At 72.5% G+C, this 20,990-nt stretch carries 15 protein-coding genes and 1 pseudogene; 14 read left to right on the top strand and 2 right to left on the bottom strand.

Features of this window, described 5'->3' with window-relative positions; genetic code table 11:
• Nucleotides 1–167 precede the first annotated feature (167 nt).
• Complete coding sequence (locus ACZ6R6_RS23085; protein WP_470096400.1) at nucleotides 168–569, top strand: hypothetical protein; 402 nt, start codon at nucleotides 168–170, stop codon at nucleotides 567–569.
• Here ACZ6R6_RS23085 and ACZ6R6_RS23080 read toward each other — a convergent pair.
• Nucleotides 496–1,515 carry an LLM class F420-dependent oxidoreductase gene (locus ACZ6R6_RS23080; RefSeq protein ID WP_470096398.1) on the bottom strand — a complete coding sequence of 340 codons (1,020 nt, stop codon included), beginning with the start codon at nucleotides 1,513–1,515 and terminating at the stop codon, nucleotides 496–498. The genes ACZ6R6_RS23085 and ACZ6R6_RS23080 overlap by 74 nt on opposite strands.
• Nucleotides 1,516–1,650: 135 nt before the next feature.
• On the opposite strand from ACZ6R6_RS23080, the gene ACZ6R6_RS23075 reads away from it, so the two are divergent.
• Nucleotides 1,651–3,210, top strand: a complete 1,560-nt coding sequence (locus ACZ6R6_RS23075) for a sulfatase family protein (protein WP_470096396.1) — start codon at nucleotides 1,651–1,653, stop codon at nucleotides 3,208–3,210.
• A gap of 48 nt (nucleotides 3,211–3,258) precedes the next feature.
• Here ACZ6R6_RS23075 and ACZ6R6_RS23070 read toward each other — a convergent pair.
• A pseudogene (locus tag ACZ6R6_RS23070) lies at nucleotides 3,259–3,867 on the bottom strand (FadR/GntR family transcriptional regulator); the annotation flags it as partial.
• Between the two features lie 114 nt (nucleotides 3,868–3,981).
• On the opposite strand from ACZ6R6_RS23070, the gene ACZ6R6_RS23065 reads away from it, so the two are divergent.
• From ACZ6R6_RS23065 to ettA, 12 genes are all read left to right on the top strand, one after another.
• Entirely contained in the window at nucleotides 3,982–4,716 is a 735-nt protein-coding gene (locus ACZ6R6_RS23065; protein ID WP_470096394.1) for a (Fe-S)-binding protein, read from the top strand.
• Entirely contained in the window at nucleotides 4,713–6,122 is a 1,410-nt protein-coding gene (locus tag ACZ6R6_RS23060; protein WP_470096392.1) for a lactate utilization protein B, read from the top strand. The genes ACZ6R6_RS23065 and ACZ6R6_RS23060 overlap by 4 nt, the downstream gene beginning before the upstream one ends.
• On the top strand, nucleotides 6,119–6,928 hold the full coding sequence (locus tag ACZ6R6_RS23055; protein ID WP_470096390.1) for a LutC/YkgG family protein: 810 nt from the start codon (nucleotides 6,119–6,121) through the stop codon (nucleotides 6,926–6,928). The genes ACZ6R6_RS23060 and ACZ6R6_RS23055 overlap by 4 nt, the downstream gene beginning before the upstream one ends.
• A gap of 181 nt (nucleotides 6,929–7,109) precedes the next feature.
• Entirely contained in the window at nucleotides 7,110–7,652 is a 543-nt protein-coding gene (locus ACZ6R6_RS23050) for a GNAT family N-acetyltransferase (RefSeq protein ID WP_306866196.1), read from the top strand.
• Nucleotides 7,653–7,822: 170 nt separating this feature from the next.
• On the top strand, nucleotides 7,823–8,650 hold the full coding sequence (locus ACZ6R6_RS23045) for a sirohydrochlorin chelatase (RefSeq protein WP_470096387.1): 828 nt from the start codon (nucleotides 7,823–7,825) through the stop codon (nucleotides 8,648–8,650).
• Nucleotides 8,651–8,690: 40 nt separating this feature from the next.
• On the top strand, nucleotides 8,691–9,857 hold the full coding sequence (locus ACZ6R6_RS23040) for a nicotinate-nucleotide--dimethylbenzimidazole phosphoribosyltransferase (RefSeq protein ID WP_470096385.1): 1,167 nt from the start codon (nucleotides 8,691–8,693) through the stop codon (nucleotides 9,855–9,857).
• A 152-nt stretch (nucleotides 9,858–10,009) separates the two neighbouring features.
• Complete coding sequence (gene cobA / locus ACZ6R6_RS23035; protein WP_470096383.1) at nucleotides 10,010–11,242, top strand: uroporphyrinogen-III C-methyltransferase; 1,233 nt, start codon at nucleotides 10,010–10,012, stop codon at nucleotides 11,240–11,242.
• 1,466 nt (nucleotides 11,243–12,708) lie between these two features.
• The gene (locus tag ACZ6R6_RS23030; RefSeq protein WP_470096381.1) at nucleotides 12,709–14,832 is read left to right on the top strand and encodes a GTPase; all 2,124 of its coding nucleotides are present in this window, start codon (nucleotides 12,709–12,711) and stop codon (nucleotides 14,830–14,832) included.
• 142 nt (nucleotides 14,833–14,974) lie between these two features.
• Nucleotides 14,975–16,618, top strand: coding sequence for a GTP-binding protein (locus ACZ6R6_RS23025; protein WP_470096379.1), 1,644 nt, complete (start codon nucleotides 14,975–14,977; stop codon nucleotides 16,616–16,618).
• 136 nt (nucleotides 16,619–16,754) lie between these two features.
• Nucleotides 16,755–17,453, top strand: coding sequence for a single-stranded DNA-binding protein (locus ACZ6R6_RS23020; RefSeq protein WP_470096377.1), 699 nt, complete (start codon nucleotides 16,755–16,757; stop codon nucleotides 17,451–17,453).
• A 507-nt stretch (nucleotides 17,454–17,960) separates the two neighbouring features.
• Complete coding sequence (locus tag ACZ6R6_RS23015) at nucleotides 17,961–19,259, top strand: GGDEF domain-containing protein (RefSeq protein ID WP_470096375.1); 1,299 nt, start codon at nucleotides 17,961–17,963, stop codon at nucleotides 19,257–19,259.
• 26 nt (nucleotides 19,260–19,285) lie between these two features.
• The gene (gene ettA / locus ACZ6R6_RS23010; RefSeq protein WP_470096373.1) at nucleotides 19,286–20,950 is read left to right on the top strand and encodes an energy-dependent translational throttle protein EttA; all 1,665 of its coding nucleotides are present in this window, start codon (nucleotides 19,286–19,288) and stop codon (nucleotides 20,948–20,950) included.
• The last annotated feature ends 40 nt before the right edge of the window (nucleotides 20,951–20,990 follow it).

Below are 20,990 nucleotides of genomic sequence, written 5' to 3'. Positions count from 1 at the left end.
GCCGGACCCGCGCGGCGGGCGCAGACCTCCCGGCCGGGTGTTCCCGTGAACGGGGGCGGACCTCATGGTCACGGGTGCCGCTCACGAGGACGGAGCCGGCGGGCAGGAGGCCCCCTCGCCCGGCGGCTCCTCTTCGGGGCCCGTAAAGAAGACCTGGGAGCGATTCGATGGCGATCCGCATCGGGGTGCACGCCCACCACCCCTGGCTGCACCTGCTGTCCCGCCTCGACCACCTGCTCGACGGCATCGAGGTCCACCGCTACGCCGACGCCGCCCGCACCGGCGAGCTCCTCGCCGCGGGGGTGATCGACTTCGGCGGCGCCGGGTCCACCTCGTCGCTGGCCGCCCAGGCGGCGCGCCTGCCGGTCGCCTACGCGGCCGTGTCGGCCCCGCGTCCCGGCTACGGCGCGCTGCTGGTGTCCGGCGGCGGCGGTCGTGCCGTCGCTGAACCGGATCGTGGCGGCCGAGCTGGAAGAGGTCGTCGCCTGACCCGGGTCAGCCCAGGACCAGATCGCGGATCGTCCTCAGCGAGGTCTCGTCGCGGGGGCCCATCACCAGCAGGCTGGTGACCGGGCTCTTGCGCCAGGCCTCCAGACGCTCGCGGATCCGGCCCGCCGGACCCACCAGGGAGATGCCGTCGGCCAGCTCGTCCGGGATCGCGTTGAACGCCTCCTGCCTGCGGCCGGCCAGATAGAGCGCCTGGATCTCCTCGGCGGCCTCGGCGTAGCCCATCCTGCCGATGATGTCGGCGTGGAAGTTGCGGCTCTTGGCCCCCATGCCGCCGATGTAGAGGGTCAGCATCATCTTCACGCCGTCCAGCGCCGCGCCGACGTCGTCGGTGATCAGCGTCATGACCATGGCGGCGATGTCGAAGTCCGGCCCGGCCCCGGCCAGCGACGGGCCGTACATCTGCTCCACCTTCTCCGGGAACACGAACAGCGGCAGCCAGCCGTCGGCGATCTCACCGGCGAGCGCCACGTTCCGGGGACCTTCGGCGCCCAGGTAGAGCGGGATCTCCTCGCGCAGCGGATGGGTGATCAGCTTCAGCGGCTTGCCGAGGTTCGCCCCGCCCGGGTAGGGGAGCGGGTAGTGCTCGCCGTCGCTGGTCACCGGCTCCTCGCGGCGCCAGATCTTACGCATGATCTCGACGTACTCGCGGGTGCGGGCCAGCGGCCGGGGGAACGGCCTGCCGTACCAGCCCTCGACCACCTGCGGCCCGGAGGCGCCGAGACCCAGGAGCAGCCGCCCGCCGGTCAGGTGGTCCAGCGTCATCGCGGTCATCGCGGTCGCCGCGGGGGTCCTGGCCGAGATCTGCACCACGGAGGTGCCGAGTTTGATGCGGGACGTCCGCGCGCCGTACCAGGCCAGGGGGGTGAAGGCGTCGCTGCCGTAGGCCTCCGCGGTCCAGACGGACCCGTAACCCAGCCGCTCCGCGGTCTGGACGAGTTCGGTGGCGTCGTCGGCGTTCCGCTGCCAGTAACCGAGATTCAGGCCAAGTTCCAGATCGGTGCTCATCGGGGCCTCCATGCAGATATGCGCACCGCGATTAGAACACGTTCTAGATTGGCCGGTCGAGAGCGAGGTGTCAGTATTCCCGTTTCCGGGAAACCTGAACCTGTGCTTAGTGCTGTCCGCAAGGCTCTGTGTCTGATGTTGCTGTTCATCGTCGGCGCCTCGGGGATCGCTCCCGTGAGAGCGCAGGCGGCCGGACGGCCGAACATCATCTTCATCCTCGCAGATGATCTGGACGCAGTGGACCTGCAGAAGTTTCCTAATATCTGGAACCATCTTGTCCGCGGAGGTACGCGTTTCGATAATTTCTTCGTCACGAACTCCTGGTGCTGCCCCTCGCGCTCGTCGATTCTCCGTTCGCAGTACGTGCACAGCCACGGTGTGCTGACCAATACGGCGCCCGAAGGCGGTTTCACGAAATTCCATGACTCCGATCTGGAACGTTCCACGCTCGGAACCTGGATGAAGTCGGCCGGCTACCGCACCGGGCTGATGGGCAAATACCTCAACCACTATCCCGGTGGCGTCGCCGCGGCCACCTACGTCCCGCCGGGCTGGGACGACTGGGCCGTGCCGGTGACCCGGCTCTACGACGAGTACGACTACACCCTCAACGAGAACGGCCTGCTGACGGCGCACGGCTCCGCGCCGGAGGACTACCTGACGGACGTGCTCAGCCAGAAGGCCGGAGCGTTCGTCTCCCGGCAGGGCGCCGAGCCGTTCTTCCTTTACCTCGCCCCGGTCGCCCCGCACAACCCGGCCAACTACGCGCCCCGGCACGCCGAGGCCTTCGCCGGCGCCACCGCGCCCCGGCCCCCGTCCTTCGACCAGCCGGACGTGAGCGCCGAGCCCCGCTGGCTCAGCTCGCGCCCGCGCTTCAGCGCCAGGACGATCGAGGGCATCGACGAGCGCTACCGCCGCCGGATGCGGGCCATGCTCGGCGTGGACGACATGGTCGGCGCTCTGATCGGGACCCTGAGGGCCACCGGCAAACTGGACGATACCTACATATTCTTCGGCTCCGATAACGGGTTCCACCTGGGCCAGCACCGGCTCGCCCACGGCAAGACGACCCCGTTCGAAGAGTCGATCAAGGTGCCCCTGGTGGCCCGGGGACCCGGCATCCAGGCCGGCGGGGCCGTCGGCGAGCTGTGCGCCAACGTGGACCTCGCCCCCACCTTCGCCGAGCTCGGCGGCGCCCAGCTGCCGGACTTCGCCGAGGGCAGGTCGATGGTGCCGCTCCTGCGCGGCCGGACGCCCGCGCCGTGGCGGCAGAACGTCCTGCTCGAGTTCTACCGCCCGACCAGCCAGGCGTCGGCCCGCCAGACCCCGGTCCCCGCCTACCAGGGCATGCGGACCGCGCGCAACACCTTCGTCCGCTACTCGACCGGTGAGTACCAGCTCTACGACCTGGCCAAGGACCCCTACCAGCTCCACAACCTCGCGGCCAAGGTCCCGCCCTCGGTGATCACCCAGTTCGACCGGCAGCTCGACGCCCTGACGGCGTGTTCCGGCGCGAACTGCCGTGCGGCCGACTCCGTCCGGCCGCCCTCGTTCACCGCGCCGTCATCGTTCTTCGGGCCCTCGTCGTACTTCGGACCGCCCGCGGTCCTCGACCCGCCCGCCCTCGCCCCGCCCCCCGTCCTCGGCCCGTGGGCGGTCCTCGAACCGACCCCGGTCCTCGGGTCCGGTCCCTGAGATGACCGTGGCCCGTGAGATGTCCGGGTAGGCGCGCCGCAGGTGGGTCTCGACGGCGGCCGATGCCTTCTCGGGGTCCCCGGAGGCGATGGCCCGATGGATGAGGCGGTGGTCGGCCATGAGCCCGCCGGTGTCACCGAGGCGCTCGACCGCCTCGATGGCGTAGCGCCGGACCGAGTCGCGCAGGGAGCGCATCATGGCGGCGATCAGGCGGTTGCCCGACGCCTCGGCGATGGCGACGTGGAAGGCGGTGTCGTGCTCGACGAAATCCTCGGCCGTCGCCGCGCGCTCCATCCGCTCCAGCGCGCCGCTCAGGGCCGACAGGTCGGCCCCCTGCCGGGCGGCGCGCGCGGCCGACCACTGCTCGATCATCAGCCGGGCGTCGATGACCTCCTCAAGCGACAGGCTCGCCAGCCCGAGGTGGAGCCGGAGCAGGTCGGTCAGGGCTCCGGCGGGCCGCGAGGTGAGCACGGCCCCCGCGTCGGGACCCCGGCCGACCTGCGAGGACACCACGCCCAACGTCTCCAGCACGCGCATCGCCTCGCGCACCGACGACCGGCTGACCTGGAGCTGCTCGGCGAGCTGGCGCTCGCCCGGCAGACGGTCGCCGACCGTGAGGCCGTCGTCGGCGATGCGCTCCTCGATCCGGGCGATCACGTCCTCGAACGCCCGGGTGCGCCGGACGGGCTGCCATCCGCTCAAGGAGCCTCCTCTTGTGACCGAATATGGTCAGACCATACTGTGGTCAGACCATAGAACGGAAGGAGTGCCGTGCGTGTCGCCCTGTTCATCACCTGCGTGAACGACACCCTGTTCCCCGGCACCGGGCGGGCGGTCGTGACGCTGCTGCGCCGCCTCGGATGTGACGTGGAGTTCCCCCGGGCGCAGACCTGCTGCGGTCAGATGCACGTCAACACCGGATACCCCGAGGAGGGGAGGCGGCTGGCACGGCATTTCGTGGACGTCTTCGCCGGATACGACGCGGTCGTCGCGCCGTCGGGGTCGTGCGCCGCGATGGTGCGCGAGCAGTACCCGCGCCTGGCCCGCACCGGGGGCGCCTCCTTCGCCGGCGAGGTCTCCGAGACGGTGCCGAAGGTCCACGACCTGTCCGAATTCCTGGTCGACGTCCTCGGCGTCACCGACGTCGGCGCCTACTTCCCGCACCGCGTGACCTACCACCCGACCTGCCACTCCCTGCGCGGACTGCGCCTGGGCGACCGTCCCACCCGCCTGCTGGAGCAGGTCAGGGGCCTGGAGCTGGTCCCCCTCCCCGGCGCCGAGGAGTGCTGCGGCTTCGGCGGCACCTTTGCGGTGAAGAACCCGGACGTCTCCGCCGCCATGTGCGGCGACAAGGTGCGCAACGTCACGAGCACCGGCGCCGAGGTGCTCTGCGCCGCCGACAACTCCTGCCTGATGCACATCGGCGGCACGCTCAAGCGCCAGCGCACCGGCGTCCGGATCATGCATCTCGCCGAGATCCTCGCCGCCACGGAGGCCACCCGATGAGCGGCGGCACCTTCCTCGGCATGCCCGCCTTCCCCCGCAACGCCGCGGCGGCCGTACAGGACTCGCAGCTCAGGTTCAACCTGCGCAAGGCCACGCACACGATCCGCGGCAAGCGGGCCTCCGTGGTGGCCGAGGTGCCCGACTGGGCGGAGCTCCGGGCCGCGGGCAAGGAGATCAAGGACCACACCCTGCGCAACCTGGACCGCTATCTGCTCCAGCTGGAGGAGGCCGTCACGGCGGCCGGCGGCCACGTCCACTGGGCGGCCGACGCCGCGGAGGCCAACCGGATCGTCGCCGACCTGGTCAAGGCGACCGGCGAGACCAGCGTGGTGAAGGTCAAGTCGATGGCCACCCAGGAGATCGGCCTCAACGAGGCCCTCCAGGAGGAGGGCATCACCGCCTACGAGACCGACCTGGCCGAGCTGATCGTGCAGCTCGGGGACGACTGGCCCTCACACATCCTGGTCCCCGCCATCCACCGCAACCGCTCGGAGATCCGCGAGATCTTCCAGGAGAAGATGGCCTCCTACGGCCGCGCGGCCCCCGAGGGGCTGACCGACGAGCCCCGCGCCCTCGCCGAGGCCGCCCGGCTCCACCTGCGGGAACGCTTCCTGTCCACCAAGGTCGCCGTCTCCGGCGCCAACTTCATGATCGCCGAGACCGGCACGCTGGTGGTGCTGGAGTCCGAGGGCAACGGCCGGATGTGCCTGACCCTGCCGGAGACGCTGATCAGCGTGGTCGGCATCGAGAAGCTCCTGCCGAGCTGGCAGGACCTGGAGGTCTTCCTCCAGCTCCTGCCCAGGAGCTCCACCGGCGAGCGGATGAACCCCTACACCTCCACCTGGACCGGCGCGGTCGAGGGTCAGGAGTTCCACCTGGTGCTGCTCGACAACGGCCGCACCCGGGTCCTCGCCGACGAGGTCGGACGCCAGGCGCTGCGGTGCATCCGCTGCTCGGCGTGCCTGAACGTGTGCCCGGTCTACGAGCGCGCGGGCGGTCACGCCTACGGCTCGGTCTATCCCGGTCCGATCGGCGCGATCCTCACCCCGCAGCTGCGCGGCATGGGCTCGGCGCTGGACGCCTCGCTGCCCTACGCCTCCACGCTCTGCGGCGCCTGCTTCGACGCCTGCCCGGTGGCGATCGACATCCCCGAGGTCCTGGTCCACCTGCGCGGCAAGGCCCGCCACCCGCGTGCCGAACGGCTGGGCATGCGCGCGGCCGGATGGGTGTTCGACCGCCCGGCACGGCTGGCCGGCGCCCAGCGGCTCGGCGCACGCTTGCGCAGGTTCGTCCCCGGACGCCTGCCCGGCCCGCTGGCCGGCTGGACCGACACCCGTGACATCCCCGACATTCCCGCCGAGTCGTTCCGCGACTGGTGGGACCGTACCGACGGAGGCGCCCGATGAGCGGTGGAGCAGCCGGACCAGGCCCGACGGCGCGGGCGCACGCGGCGGGCCCGGACCCGGGCGGCCGGACGGGACCCGGCACGGGGGCGGCCGCGGGCGGCCCCGGCACGGGGAGCAGGGAGCTGATCCTGTCGAGGATCCGCGCGGCGGTGGCCGGGGCGCCGGAGCCCGGGATCACCCGCGCCTACCGCATGTCGTCGGACCGGGCCGGGGCGGTGGAGCTGTTCGCCGAGCGGGTGGCCGACTACCGGGCCGTCGTGCACGTGGTGGACGCGGACGAGGTGGCCGGGGCGATCACGGCGGCGCTGGGACGCCGGGCGGCCGGCCGGGTGGTCGTCCCCGACGGACTGCCGGAGGAGTGGGCGCGGGCCGTGCGGTCGGCCGTCGAGGCGGGAGCCGTACCCCCCGGGCATGGAGCGTCCGCGGTCGGGACGTCCGGGACCGGAGCGTCCGGGGCCGGAGCGGCCGCGATCATGCGGGACGTGCCCGCACTGAGCGCGGCGGAGCTGGACGCGGCCGACGGCGTGGTCACCTCCTGCGCGGTGGGGATCGCGGAGACCGGCACGATCGTGCTGGACGCCGGCCCCGGGCAGGGGCGGCGGGCGCTGACCCTGGTGCCGGACTACCACCTGTGCGTGGTCCGGGCCGACCAGATCGTCGCGGGCGTGCCCGAGGCCGTCGGCCGGCTCGACCCGTCACGGCCGCTGACCTGGATCAGCGGTCCCTCCGCGACCAGCGACATCGAGCTGAACCGGGTCGAGGGCGTGCACGGCCCCCGGACGCTGGAGGTCGTGATCGCCCGCTGACCGTCACCGTTCCTCCGCGTCCGGACCGGCCCCTTACTCGTTTTACCCGTTCCCCGGCCTCCTCGGCTCCCTCGGCGGGCGGGCATCCGGTTGCGCGGGCGCGCCCGGCTGCGGTGAGCTGGGAGACGTGCCCGGCGGCGACGGGCCGTGGGACACCCGCTCCGTGTGGCAGGGAGGGCATGTGACCGCCTTAGCACCCGACACGTCCGTCCGGACCGGACGGCTCACGCTCCGCCCCTTCGCCCCGGCCGACGCCGGCCGGATCCGCGCCGTGATCGGGGCGCGTCACGCCTTCCTACCGCCGGGTGCGCCCGGTCACCCGTCCGGCATCGCCCAGTGGCTCGCCCACGGCGTGCACGAACTGCGCCGCTCCGGCCAGGGCGTGCACCTGGCGATGGACGCCGACGGGCTCATCGTCGGCGCGATCAGCCTGTTCAAGACCCTGTGGGGCGCCGGGACCACCGAGATCGGCTACGGAGTGCACCCGCTGCACCGGGGGCGCGGCTACGCCCCCGAGGCCGTGCGCGGCCTGACCCGCTGGGCGTTCGAGACGACCGCCCTGCGCCGGATCGAGCTCCGCGCCCACCTGGACAACACCGCCTCCCTCCGGGTCGCGGAGAAGGCCGGGTTCGTCAGGGAGGGCGTATTGCGCGCCGCGGAGATGGAGGACGACGGCCCGCACGACGTCGTGGTGTTCGGCCTGCTCAGAAGCGACCTGGCCTGATCAGGCGCGCGTCGTGCCGGTGCCGTCCGCGGCGCCGCCGGCGGGGAGCGTCGGTCCGCGTTCCGGCCGACTTTACATATCCGTTACCTGTCCATGCCGCGGCGTTATCGGATATCCTCGCGAGTCGCCGTTGCGTATTCCCAGGTCAAGGTCATTGGAGTCCCGTTTCTATGAAGCCGCCGCTGCTGCTCATCGGGCAGGGCTCACACGACGACAACGGATCTGCTGAATTCGGCAGGTTCGTCCACCGGCTCCGCTGCCGCCTGGACCAGACGGCGGCCGCCGTGTCCGGCGGATACGTCTCCAGGGCGAGGCCGCGCCTCAGCGACTCGATCGCCTCGCTGATCGCGCACGGGCACCACCGCATGGTGGCGCTGCCGCTGACCCTCACCGGAGACGCCCGGATCGGCGCCGACATCCCGGCGGCGATGGCCCGCGAGCATGCGCGGCACCCCATGCTCACCTGCGACTACGGCCGCCCCCTGGGCTCCGACCCCCGCATCCTGGCACTGCTCGCCGAGCGCCTGGCCGACGCCGCGGCCGAGGTCGCCAGCCTCCGCCTGGTCCCGGCGGCCGCGGGACCGCTGGACGACGAGCCCGAGCACATCGAGATCGGCGAGACCGCGGTGGTCCTGGTCGGCGACGGCTCCACCAGCCCCGCCTCCAACGCCGACGTGCACCGGGTCTCCCGCCTGTTCTGGGAGACCCACGCCCACGAATACATGACGGTGGAGACCGCCTTCGTCTCCCTCACCCCGCCCGGCGTCCCCGGCGGCATCGAACGCTGCCGCCGCCTCGGCGCCAAGCGTGTGATCGTCGTGCCCTACCTGCTGTTCGCCGGCGGCGTGCTGGACCGCGTCTGGGCCCAGGCCATGGCCTACGCCGCGGGCCACCCGGAGCTGGACGTCCGCTGCGCCGACGTCATCGGCGACTGCGAGGGCCTGGCCGACGTGGTCATCGAGCGCTACGAGGAGGCGCTCAGCGGCATCGCCTGGTGACCCTCCCGGCAGGCCCCGTTTCCAGGGGACACTAGACGGTATGACCATCCTTGAGCAGACCGTCGCCGCGATCCGGCCCGCCGACCCGGCGGCTCTCGCCGGGGCCCGAGCCCACCAGGACAGCCTGACCAAGCCCCGGGGTGCCCTGGGCGTGCTGGAGGAGGTGGCCGTACGGCTGGCGGGGGCCGCCGGCGTCAGCCCGCCGCCGCTCCCGGTCCCGGTGGCTCTGGCGATCTTCGCGGCCGACCACGGCGTCCACGCCCAGGGCGTGAGCCCGTGGCCGCAGGAGGTCACCGTGCAGATGGTCGGCAACTTCCTCGCCGGCGGCGCGGTGGCCAACGCCTTCGCGGCCCAGATCGGCGCCTCGGTGACCGTGGTGGACGTCGGCGTGGCCGCCGACCTGCCCCCCGCGCCGGGCCTGACGGTCAGCAAGATCGCCTACGGCACCGCCGACCTGTCCCTCGGGCCGGCGATGACCGCCGGGCAGGTGGTCGCGGCGCTGGAGGCCGGGATGGCGGTGGCCCGCGACCTCGTGGAGCAGGGCGCCCGCTGCCTGGTCACCGGGGACATGGGCATCGCCAACACCACCGCCTCGGCCGCGCTGATCTGCGCGTTCACCGGCCGGGACGCGGCCGCTGTGACCGGCAGGGGCACCGGGGTCGACGACGAGACCCTGGCCCGCAAGGTCGAGGTGGTCCGGCGGGCCCTGCGGGTGAACGGCCTGCCGGGAGGGGTGGGCGGTGTGTCCGGGGAGGGCCTGCCGGGAGGGTCGGATGACGTGTCCGGGGAGGGCCCGTCGACAGGGTCGGGCGGCGCGTCCGCGGAGGGCCGGGCGGTGCCGGCGCTGGAGATCCTGGCCGCGGTGGGCGGCCTGGAGCACGCCGCGATCGCCGGGTTCATCCTGGGCGGGGCGGCTCTCCGGGTGCCGGTCATCCTCGACGGCGTCATCGCGGGATCGGCGGCGCTGGCGGCGGCGGCGCTGGCCCCCGCCGTGGTGGACCACTGCGTGGCCGGACACCGTTCGGCCGAACCCGGCCACGCCGCCGCGCTCGCTCACCTCGGCCTGCGCCCCCTGGTCGAGCTGGAACTCCGGCTCGGGGAGGGCACCGGTGGCCTGCTCGCCCACCCCATCGTCTGCGCGGCCGTCAGGGTGATGCACGAGGTGGCGACCTTCGACTCGGCCGGGGTCACCGACAAGGAGGCGTGACCTGCGCACGGTCCGGACACCACCGGTGAATCGCGGTCAGCCCTTTCTTTACCCTGTTAACACGGGGGCAGCAAACAGCAGACCATTAGCCGGTAGGTTTACCTCTTAACACCCATGCTTCACCATTCATCGCGAACGGGAGATCTGTCACCATGTCGCCCTATCTGCTCGGTTTGCAACTTTCCGGGCGGCGGGTGCTCGTCGTGGGCGGAGGACGCGTCGCCCAGCGACGGGTCCCGGCGCTGCTGGACGCCGGTGCCCTGGTCACCATCGTCTCGACGAGCGTCACCCACGCCCTCGACGATCTCATCGCGACCGGCCGCGTGACCTGGGAGGCCAGGCCGTACCAGGTCGGTGACGTGGACGGCGCCTGGCTGGTCCAGGCCTGCACCGACGACCGCGCGGTCAACACCGCGGTGGCCGCCGAGGCGGAGGCCAAGCGGATCTGGTGCGTGCGCGCCGACGACAAGGACGCGTCGGCGGCCTGGACCCCCGCCAGCGGCCGGGTGGACGAGATCAGCGTGGCGATCACCGCCGGCGGCGACCCCCGCCGTGCCGCGGGGATCAGGGACGCCGTCGTGGGAGCACTCCGCGACGGCACGGTCGACGCCCGGCGCAACCGCACCAAGCCGGTCGGCGTCGCCCTGGTCGGCGGCGGTCCCGGCGACCCCGGCCTGATCACCGTCCGGGGGCGGCAGCTGCTCGCCCAGGCCGACGTGGTCGTCGCCGACCGCCTCGCCCCACAGGCCCTGCTCGACGAGCTCTCCCCGGACGTCGAGCTGATCGACGCCGCGAAGATCCCCTACGGCCGCTATATGGCCCAGGAGAAGATCAACGAGCTGCTGATCGAGCATGCGAAGCAGGGCAAGTTCGTGGTCCGGCTCAAGGGGGGCGACCCGTTCGTCTTCGGCCGGGGCGGCGAGGAGATGCTCGCCTGCGCCCGTGAGGGCATCCCGGTCCTCGTCGTCCCGGGGATCACCAGCCCGGTCGCGGTGCCCGCCGCGGCCAACGTGCCGGTGACGCACCGTGGCGTGAGCCAGGAGTTCCATGTGATCTCCGTGCACGTCCCGCCCGGCGATGCCAGATCCACCGTCGACTGGCCGAATCTGGCGCGATCCGGCGGAACCCTGGTGCTCATGATGGCCGTCGAACGGATCGGAACAATCGCCGAAACGCTTATCCGAGACGGACGTTCGCCAGAAACTCCCGTAATGGTGGTACAGGACGGTACTCTTCCCACCCAACGCGCTCTTTACGCCACGCTCTCCACCGTGGCCGAGCGCGTGACCGCGGCTGGGATTCGGCCACCTGCGATCGTGATCGTCGGCGATGTCGTGAAGGTCGGCCAGGAGGTCGAGATGGTTCGAGCGGAGCGGGTACCGTGAAGTCGGCTGCCAACAGGCCCACTCATCCGAGCGAGCGCGACCACCGCCTCGCCGGCGCCCCTCAGGAGTCATCCGACGACATCTCGTCGGACGACGCCGAGTCCCCCGGCGAGCAGACGGTCACCTTCAGCGCCATCCCGCCCGACGATGACGTGGCGCCCCTCCACGCCTTCACCCCCCGCCCGCAGGCCATCCACGAGACCGGCCACCCCGCCGCCCCGCCTCCGACTCCGGAGGATCCCCTCGCCGCCTTCCGGGCGGCCGCGGCCGCCGCCGAGGCCACCATCGCGTCCCTGACCGGCGGGACGCCCGCCGCTCCCCGGCCCGGTGACGCGCCCGCTCCGTCTCCGGGCGGTGCGGCCGGTCCCCGTGAGCGGGACGGCGGAGCCGGTCTGCCCCCGGTCGCCGGTCCCGCGCGCGGCGGTGGTGCCCCCGCGCCCTCCCCGGGCGGCCACGCGACCGGTCCGCGTGATCGGGATGTCACGACTGCGGGCGCTGCCCCGGCCGGTGTCGCGCTCGGCCCCCGTGAGCGGGGCGGTGCTCCGCCCTCGCCGGGCGGCGGGCCGGGCTCCGCGTGGCGAGGTGAGGTGTCCGCCCCGCCCCCGGGCAGTGAGGCCGTCCCCTCCGAAGCGGGTGGGGCCGCCGTTCCGGCTCCGGACGACGCCTTCGCCGCCTTCCGGGCGGCCGCGGCCGCCGCCGAGGCCACCATCGCGTCCCTGACCGGCGGGACGCCCGCCGCTCCCCGGCCCGGTGACGCGCCCGCTCCGTCTCCGGGCGGTGCGGCCGGTCCCCGTGAGCGGGACGGCGCCCCTGCTCCCGCGCCGGGCGGTCATGCGGCCGGTCCTCGCGAGCGGGGTGTCGCGTCCGCGGCGCCTTCTCCAGCCGGTGGTGCGGTCGCTCCTCGTGAGCGGGCCGTTCTCCCGTCCTCGCCCCCGGCCGGCGGGGCCGGTTCCGTGTGGGGTGGCGACGTTTCCGCCACCGCTCCCGCTCCGAGCGGTCATGCGGCCGGTCCCGGTGAGCCGGGTGGCGCCTCCGCGCCGTCTCCAGGCGGCGCGGTCATCCCTGGGGCGGGTGGGGCCGCCGTTCCGGCTCCGGACGACGCCTTCGCCGCCTTCCGCGCGGCCGCGGCCGCCGCCGAGGCCACCATCGCGTCCCTGACCGGCGGGACGCCCGCTCCCCGGGAGGAGAGCAACACCACAGGCTCGCCCCAGGGCGCCGCAGGCTCGCCTCCGGGCGCCACAGCCGCCTCCCGTACGGCGGGCGAGGCCGGTGCCACGCCGCCGGCCGAGGTGTTCACCCCTTTTCGCGCAGACGCCGAAGGCCCTTCTCCCCAGGTGGGGAGTAGCGGACGGGCATCCGGCGTCGACGTGGGGCTCCCTGCCGCGAGTCCCGCTGCTCCGTCTCTGGACGGTGGCCCCGCCGGCTCCCGCGCCGGCCGTGACGCTCCTCCGCTCCGCGCGGAACGGATGGGCGGAGAGGACGGAAAGACCGGGGCAGGTCTTCCCGGAGCCGGAGCGGGAGTCCCGGCCGGCACCGACACCGGAACGGGAGACCAGGCCACCGACACCGGATCGGACCCGGACGCTTCCCTGGACGACGCAGGCTTCTCGGTCCCGGACGCTTCCCTGGACGGCGCAGGCTTCTCCGCCCCGGGCGCGTCTCTGGACGGCGCGGCCTTCCTCGCCTCGGGCGCGGGTCTCGACGACGCAGGTTCCTCGGTCCCGGACGCCTCCTTGGACGGCGCAGGCTTCTCCGCCCCGGACGCGTCCCCGGACGACGCAGGCTCCCTCGATCCGGACGGGCCGGGGGACTCCTCCGGACCGGACGGGCCCGGCGGCTCCGTCGACGATGACTCCGACGGCACCTACGCGGCCGAGGAGGCGTGGGACGACCGGGTGCGGGAGGTGCTGCTGCCCGATGTCGTCTCGGAGGCCCTGACCAACGCGCTCAACGTCCTGCGGAACAGCGTCACCGACCTCCGCTTCGGCCTGGACCTTCCCGGAGCGGAGGAGGCCAGGCGGACCCAGAGCGAGATCCTGGCCCAGCTCGACGACTACGTGATCCCTCGGGTCCACATGAGCACCGCGCCGGCGCTCGTCGTGGTCGCCGGATCCACCGGCGCGGGCAAGTCCACGCTCATCAACACCCTGGCCAACGCCAAGGTCAGCGCCACCGGCGTGCGCCGTCCGACCACCGGCACGCCGGTCCTCGTCTGCCACCCCGACGACCACGAGTGGTTCGCCGGGGGAAATCTGCTCGGCAGCCTGCGGCGGCGGGACGCGCCCGACCCCCAGGCGGATCCCGGCAGCCTCGTGCTCGCCTCCGCCGAGCGTCTCCCCCCGGGCGTGGCCCTGCTCGACACCCCCGACATCGACTCGGTCGTCGAGGAGCACCACGAGATCGCCCACCGGATGCTCGACACGGCCGATCTGTGGATCTTCGTCACCACCGCAGCCCGCTACGCCGACGCCCCCGCCTGGCGGCTCCTCCGCCTGGCCAAGGAGCGCGGCGCCCGGCTGGCCATCGTGCTGTCCCGGGTGCCCCCCCGGTCCCGGGAGGTGGTCACCAAGCACTTCTTCAGGATGCTCGCCGAGTACGGCCTCGGCGAGGTCGACCGCTTCGTCGTCGACGAGAGCAAGGTCACCGGTGGCATGCTCCCCGACCACGAGGTCACCGAGCTCCGGCTCTGGCTGACCGAGCTGTCGGTCGACGACCGCCGCCGGGCGCAGGCCGTACAGGCGACCCTGTCCGGGGTGCTGGACAGCTTCCGTACCCGGATCCCGGCCCTGGCCAGGCAGCTGGAGGCCCAGGTGGTCTTCCGTAGCGAGCTGCGCGCGGATGTGGACGCCGCCTACGCCGGCGCGCTGGCCGAGATCGAGGGGGCGACCAGGGACGGCTCGCTGCTGCGTGGAGAGGTGCTCGCCCGCTGGCAGGACTTCGCCGGCTCGGGCGATCTCATGAGGACCCTGCACCTGCGCAAGCCGGGCCGGTTCGCCGGGAAGGCGAGTCACCAGGCCCCCGAGCGGCTCAGCGCGCTGAAGTCCGCGCTCCGCGCCGCGGTGGAGTCCGTCGTCATCTCGGCGGCGCAGCGCGCCGCGGAGGAGGCCGTCGCCCGGTGGCTGCACCGCCCCGGCGCCGGGGAGAGCCTGGCCGCCGTCCCGGGTCTCGGCCGTGCCTCCGACGAGCTCCTGCGCCGGACCGGCCGGACCGTCGCGGCCTGGCAGGAGCACATCATCGAGCTGATCCGCACCGAGGGCGTCACCAAGCGGGCGGTCGCCAGGCTGGTCTCCTTCGACGTCGAGTCCCTGTCGCTGATCTTCGCGGTGGGGCTGCTCGGCGACGGCGCCGCCGAGGGCGAGAACGCCGTCACCGGCGCGCTGCCGCAACGGCTGGTCCACGCGCTCCTCGGCGCGGAGTCGCTGCGCAACATCGGCGCCAAGGCCCGCAGCGATCTGCGCGCCCGGATCGGCATGCTGTTCGACGACGAGATGTCGCGCTACGTCCAGGCCCTCGACGGGGCGGGCATCCCCGACGGATCCGCCGCCACCCGCCTTCACCAGGCGACCTACAGCCTTGAGGTCGCCCGATGAGGAGCCGGCCGGGAGCGGGGAGCGGCCGGCGGCGGGGAGCGGGCCCGGCGTGGTGAGCGGAGTGTTCCCGGAGCGTGCCTCCGGCACGACGGCCCGTGAGATACGAGCGATCCGCGCAGCGGAAGAGGAACGGTAAGCGAGCATGACGACTGTTGGCACCACCCAGACGCGCCAGGGGATCGGCAGCCGGCTCGCCGCGCTGGCCCGGATCGTGGAGCTGGGGCCGGGCAGAGTCGACCCCAAGCTCCTGGCCGAGTCGGGGCAGCTGCTGCTGCGCGCCGGTGACAGGCTCAAGCTCTCCTCCGACCACACCGTGGTCGCGCTCGCCGGGGGCACCGGCAGCGGCAAGTCCACCCTGTTCAACTCGGTCTCCGGGCTGGAGCTGTCGCCCACCGGCGTCCGCCGCCCGACCACGGCGCGCACCCACGCCTGCGTCTGGGGCCTGGACGGCGCCGGCCCGCTGCTCGACTGGCTGCAGATCCAGTGGCGGCACCGCTTCGCCCGGGCCAGCGCCCTGGACAAGGGCGAAGGCCGCCTCCACGGGCTGATCCTGCTCGACCTGCCCGACCACGACTCCATCCGGGCGCTCACCGACACCGAGGCCGACCGGCTGATCCAGGTCGCCGACCTCGTCGTGTGGGTGCTCGACCCGCAGAAGTACGCCGACGCCTCCACACACCGCCGCTACGTGACCGAGCTGGCCGGGCACGACGCGGTGACGATCTTCGTGCTCAACCAGGCCGACCGGCTGGAGCCGGAGGAGCTGGCCGAGTGCGTCGCGGACCTGGAGGACCTGCTCCGCCGCGAGGGCGTCGAGAATCCCGTCATCGTCACCACCTCGGCGATCACCGGCAGGGGGGTGGACGGCCTCAAGGCGGTCCTCGCCGAGACCGTGGCCAGGCGCCGGGCCGCGGTCCAGCGGCTGGAGGCCGACCTCGACCGGCTCACGCTCCGCCTGGCGAAGATCATGCCGGACGGTGAGGTCCCGGCCGCCCCCGCCTCCATCGACGACGCCCGCCGGCTCGGCCTGACCGACGCGCTCTGCGACGCCGTCGGCGTGCCGGCGGTCGGCGAGGCGATGGAGAACGTCTACGGTGTGCGGTCCATGGAGTGGGTCGGCTGGCCGTACACCCGGTGGGCCGCCAAGCTCCGGCCCGACCCGCTGAACAGCCTGCGACTGGGCGACCTCAGGGACGAGATCCGGGGTCTCACCGGCGGCTCGGTCAGCGCGCAGCCGGCCGAGGTGGACAACGCGGTGCAGGCTCTCGTCGACGGGCTGACCTCCGGCATGCACGAGGCCTGGCGCAACGGGATCAGGGACGCCGCCCGCTCCCGCTCGCTCCAGCTGCCGCAGGTGCTGTCGGAGGAGCTGTCGGAGGTCGCCCCGCGCCTGGACCGGGTCCCCTCCTGGTGGCGGCTGCTCCTCATCTGGCAGTACCTGCTGGTCCTGCTGTTCGTCGCGGGTCTCGCCTGGTGCGGTACGGCTCTCGCCTACGGTGTGTTCGGCGTCGGGACGCTGCCGGCGGGCCTGGCGGTGTTCGGTGAGGCGGCCTCGCTGCCGTGGGTCGGGCTGATGGTGTTCTCGGTCCTCGGGCTCGGCCTGCTCACCGCGGTGGCCAGCCGCAACTTCGTCGCGCTCGGCGCGGGCGGCGAGCGCGACCGGCTGGAGCGGGAGATGCGCCGCAGGGTCGGCGGGGTCGCCGGGAGCATGGTGATCGAGCCGGTGGAACGCGAGCTGGCCCGATACAACGAGTTCTACTCCGCCATGCGGGGCGTGCAGGGCTGAGCCCGCGCCGTCCACAGCTCCCGTCCCGCGCCGGGGGTAATCCACAGAGCGTGATTCGGCGGCCCGTGCCGGGGACGGCGCGGGCCATCGTGTCTTCCAGGCCACGGGCAGTCCGCCCGCTCTCAAGGGAGACACGATGAACGACATCTACGTCACGCTGACCGGCAACGTCGCGGCTCCGCCGCGCCAGCACACCTTCCCCGACGGCTCACGGGTCACCTCGCTCAAGGTCGCCTCGACGAGCCGTTACTACGACAGGGAGAAGCAGCAGTGGTGCAACGGTGAGACGACCTACTTCGGCGTCCGCTGCTTCCGCGGGCTCGCCGACAACGTCGCCCAGTCGGTCCACGTGGGCCAGCCGATCGTGGTCCAGGGGCGGCTGCGGATCCGCGAGTTCACCCACGAGGGCCAGCGGCGCTTCATGCCCGAGGTGGAGGCCGGCTCGCTCGGGCACGACCTGCGCTGGGGCCTGGGGAGCTTCAGCAAGCCGCAGCGGCAGGGGGCGGCCCCCTCGCTGGGCCGCGAGGAGCGGATCGAGCTCGACCGTGAGACCTACGACTGGGCCATGGGCGGCGCCGCCCCCGCGGCGGCAGGGGCCTCCGGCGCGCTGAGCCTGGTGAAGGACGGGCCGGACGAGGGGGAGAGGTCCGGGGCGGGGAGAGGCCCGGTGTGGGCGGGCGCCGCCGAGACCGGGCCGAACACGGAAGATCACGGCGTGTCCGAGGGGGAGACGGGCGCCGAACAGGAGAAGATGATCGACAGGGAGGCGGACATGACCGACGGAGATTCCACGGACGAGACGCCGTGGCCCACGGAGGCGCGCATGGCGGCCTGAGGCATGGTGGGGGCCTGAGGCATGACGGCCTGGACGGGCCACTGCCGGCGAGGGGCGCGTACGGGGCCCGAGACGGCCGCCGCCGGCGGGGGCGCTGACGGCAGGCGGGGCAGAGGCTTCCCAACGGCCGGGAGGCAGGGGCCTCCCGGCGGCGGTCCGCGCATCTCCGACGAGGAGTGAAGTGAGGTGTGTCCCGGAAGAGGACCGGAGCGAAAGAGGAGGGGGCATCGGCCGAGCGCGGTCGGTGCCCCGCCAGACAAGCGCGGAGACGCCGAGGAAACGGCCGATGGTCTTGCCCGTGTCAGATGCCCGAAGCACCTGTTAGGTCCAGGTCACGCCCCGCAGCATGGCTGCTCCTTTCCCACACGGTCCGCTCGCGGAGTGAGCGATTCCCAGTCGTGGGCCACCTGATGGGAGACCCACTCTGCCAAAGGTAGCGGTTGCTGTCGCGCGGCGCACACTCCGCAACTATCGTGTTACACATCGTTAGTCGGAGAAGGGGGCGACATGGCGGCACCCATTCACACCTCGGTCAAACGGCGCGGCGGCGTGGCGGCCTTGGCCAATCGGTGGCCCTTGCTTGGGCAACGCCGTGCGCTGGTCGTCTACCTTTGCGGGATCGTGGCGCTGGATCTGGTGGCGATCGGGTTCTCCGCCCTGTCGAGCGATTTCCGCCGGCAGGACCTGCTCACCTTCGCCGCGCTGATGGCGTGCGGAGCCGTCTGCATCGAGGCGACCCGCAGGCTGGGCATGCCCGCCGGGGTCTCCCGTGACCTGCTGTCCGCCTGGTGGCTGCCCGCCGCGCTGCTCCTGCCCCCCGTCTACGCGCTTTTAGCCCCCATCCCGCTACAGCTCCTCCTGCAGAAACGGGTGCGCGAGACGGTCGTCTACCGGAGGGTCTTCAGCTCGGCCGCGATCGGTCTGGCCGGGTGCGCGGCCTCGGTGCTGTTCCACACCGTCGTCGGCGACCTGACCGCCCTCACCGCGGGGGCCGGGGGGCCGATCCTCGTCGCCGTGGGCTGCGCCGTCCTGTTCACCGTGCTCAACACGGCGCTGATCGCCGTCGCCGCGCACACCGCCGCCCCCGACAGCCGCTGGCGGGAGGTCCTGTGGAACCGGGAGAGCCTGCTGCTCGACGTGGTCGAGCTCTGCCTCGGGGTCCTCGTCGCCATCACCTGCGGCCTGAACCCGGCGCTGCTGCTGCTGGCGCTGCCGCCGGTGGTCCTGCTCCAGCGCAGCCTGCTCCACGCCCAGCTGCAGGCCGCGGCCCGCACCGACTCCAAGACCGGACTGCTCAACGCCGCGGCCTGGCAGCGCGAGGCCGACACCGAGATCGTCAGGGCGCGCCGCACCGGCGAGACGCTCGCCCTGCTGATCGTCGACATCGACCACTTCAAGCGGGTCAACGACACCTACGGCCACCTGATCGGCGACCAGGTCCTGGTCGGGGTGGCCGCCACCATCCGCAGCCAGCTCCGTGACTACGACGTGGTGGGCAGGTTCGGCGGCGAGGAGTTCGTCGTCCTGCTGCCCCGGGCGGACGTGACCGAGGCCCGCCGGGTCGCCGAGCGGCTGCGCTCGCGCATCGGGCGGATGGCGGTCCCGGCCGACGACAACATGGTCACCGTGACCATCTCGGTCGGCGTCGCGGTCATGACCATGCACGGCGACGACCTGATCGAGCTGCTCGCCGCTGCTGACCTGGCCCTTTACCGCGCCAAGGAGCTCGGCCGCGACCGGATCTGCCTGCCCGTCACCACCGTGCCCCCGGCCCGCAGGCCGGGTCCCGAGGCCGCCCCTAGCTAAGGCTGACAGGCCCTAAGCTAGAAGGCATGCCGGAGTACATCTACACACTGCAGCGCGTGCGCAAGGCGCACGGCGACAAGGTCGTCCTCGACGACGTGACGCTGTCGTTCCTGCCGGGCGCGAAGATCGGCGTCCTGGGTCCCAACGGCACCGGAAAGTCGACGCTGCTGAAGATGATGGCGGGTCTGGAGCAGCCGTCCAACGGCGACGCCCGGCTCATGCCCGGCTTCACCGTCGGCATGCTTCAGCAGGAGCCCCCGCTCAACGAATCCAAGACCGTGCTCGGCAACGTCGAAGAGGGCGTCGCCGAGACCAAGGCCATGCTCGATCGGTTCAACGAGATCGCCGAGCTGATGGCCACCGACTACAGCGACGAGCTGCTCGACGAGATGGGCAAGCTGCAGGACGCGCTGGACCACCGTAACGGCTGGGATCTCGACAGCCAGCTCGAGCAGGCGATGGACGCCCTCCGCTGTCCGCCGCCGGACGCCGAGGTCACCCAGCTCTCCGGTGGTGAGCGGCGCCGGGTCGCGCTGTGCAAGCTCCTGCTCGAGCAGCCCGATCTCCTCCTGCTCGACGAGCCCACCAACCACCTGGACGCCGAGAGCGTCCAGTGGCTTGAGTCGCACCTGGAGAAATACCCCGGCACCGTCCTGGCCGTCACCCACGACCGTTACTTCCTGGACAACGTGGCCGGCTGGATCCTGGAGCTCGACCGCGGCCGCTGCCACGCCTACGAAGGCAACTACTCCACCTACCTGGAGGCCAAGGCGGCGCGGCTCAAGCTGGAGGGCCAGAAGGACGCCAAGCGCAAGAAGCGCCTGGAGGAGGAGCTGGAGTGGGTCCGCTCCAACGCCCGGGCCCGCCAGACCAAGAGCCGGGCGCGTCTGCAGCGCTACGAGGAGATGGCCGCGGAGGCCGACAAGCACCGCAAGCTGGACTTCGAGGAGATCCAGATCCCGCCGGGCCCGCGTCTGGGCACCACGGTCATCCGGGCCGAGAAGCTCACCAAGGGCTTCGAGGACCGCGTCCTGATGGACAGCCTCTCGTTCGACCTGCCGCGTAACGGCATCGTCGGCATCATCGGCCCCAACGGCGTCGGCAAGACCACGCTGTTCCGGATGATCACCGGTAGTGAGACCCCGGACGACGGCGGCATCGTCGTCGGCGACACCGTGAAGATCTCCTACGCCGACCAGAGCCGCGGTGGCATCGACCCGACGAAGAACGTCTGGGAGGTCGTCTCCGACGGGCTCGACCACATCAAGGTCGGGCAGGTCGAGATGCCGTCGCGCGCCTACATCGCGGCGTTCGGTTTCAAGGGCCCGGACCAGCAGAAGAAGGCGGGCGTCCTGTCCGGCGGCGAGCGCAACCGGCTCAACCTGGCGCTGACCCTCAAGCAGGGCGGCAACGTGCTGCTGCTCGACGAGCCGACCAACGACCTCGACACCGAGACGCTCTCCAGCCTGGAGAACGCGCTGCTGGACTTCCCGGGCTGCGCGGTCATCACCTCGCACGACCGGTGGTTCCTCGACCGCATCGCCACCCACATCCTCGCGTGGGAGGAGGGCTCGAACTGGTTCTGGTTCGAGGGCAACTTCGCCGACTACGAGAAGAACAAGATCGAGCGACTGGGAGCCGACGCGGCCCGTCCGCACCGCGTCACCTACCGTAAGCTCACCCGCGACTGACGCGGGGCCTCAAGCGGCCTCCGGCCCCCGCCGTACGGCG

The sequence above is a fragment of the Streptosporangium sp. NPDC048886 genome (genome assembly GCF_055586905.1).
The sequence above is the reverse complement of the archived record's forward strand: the minus strand, read 5'-3'. Positions and strand labels throughout refer to the sequence as shown.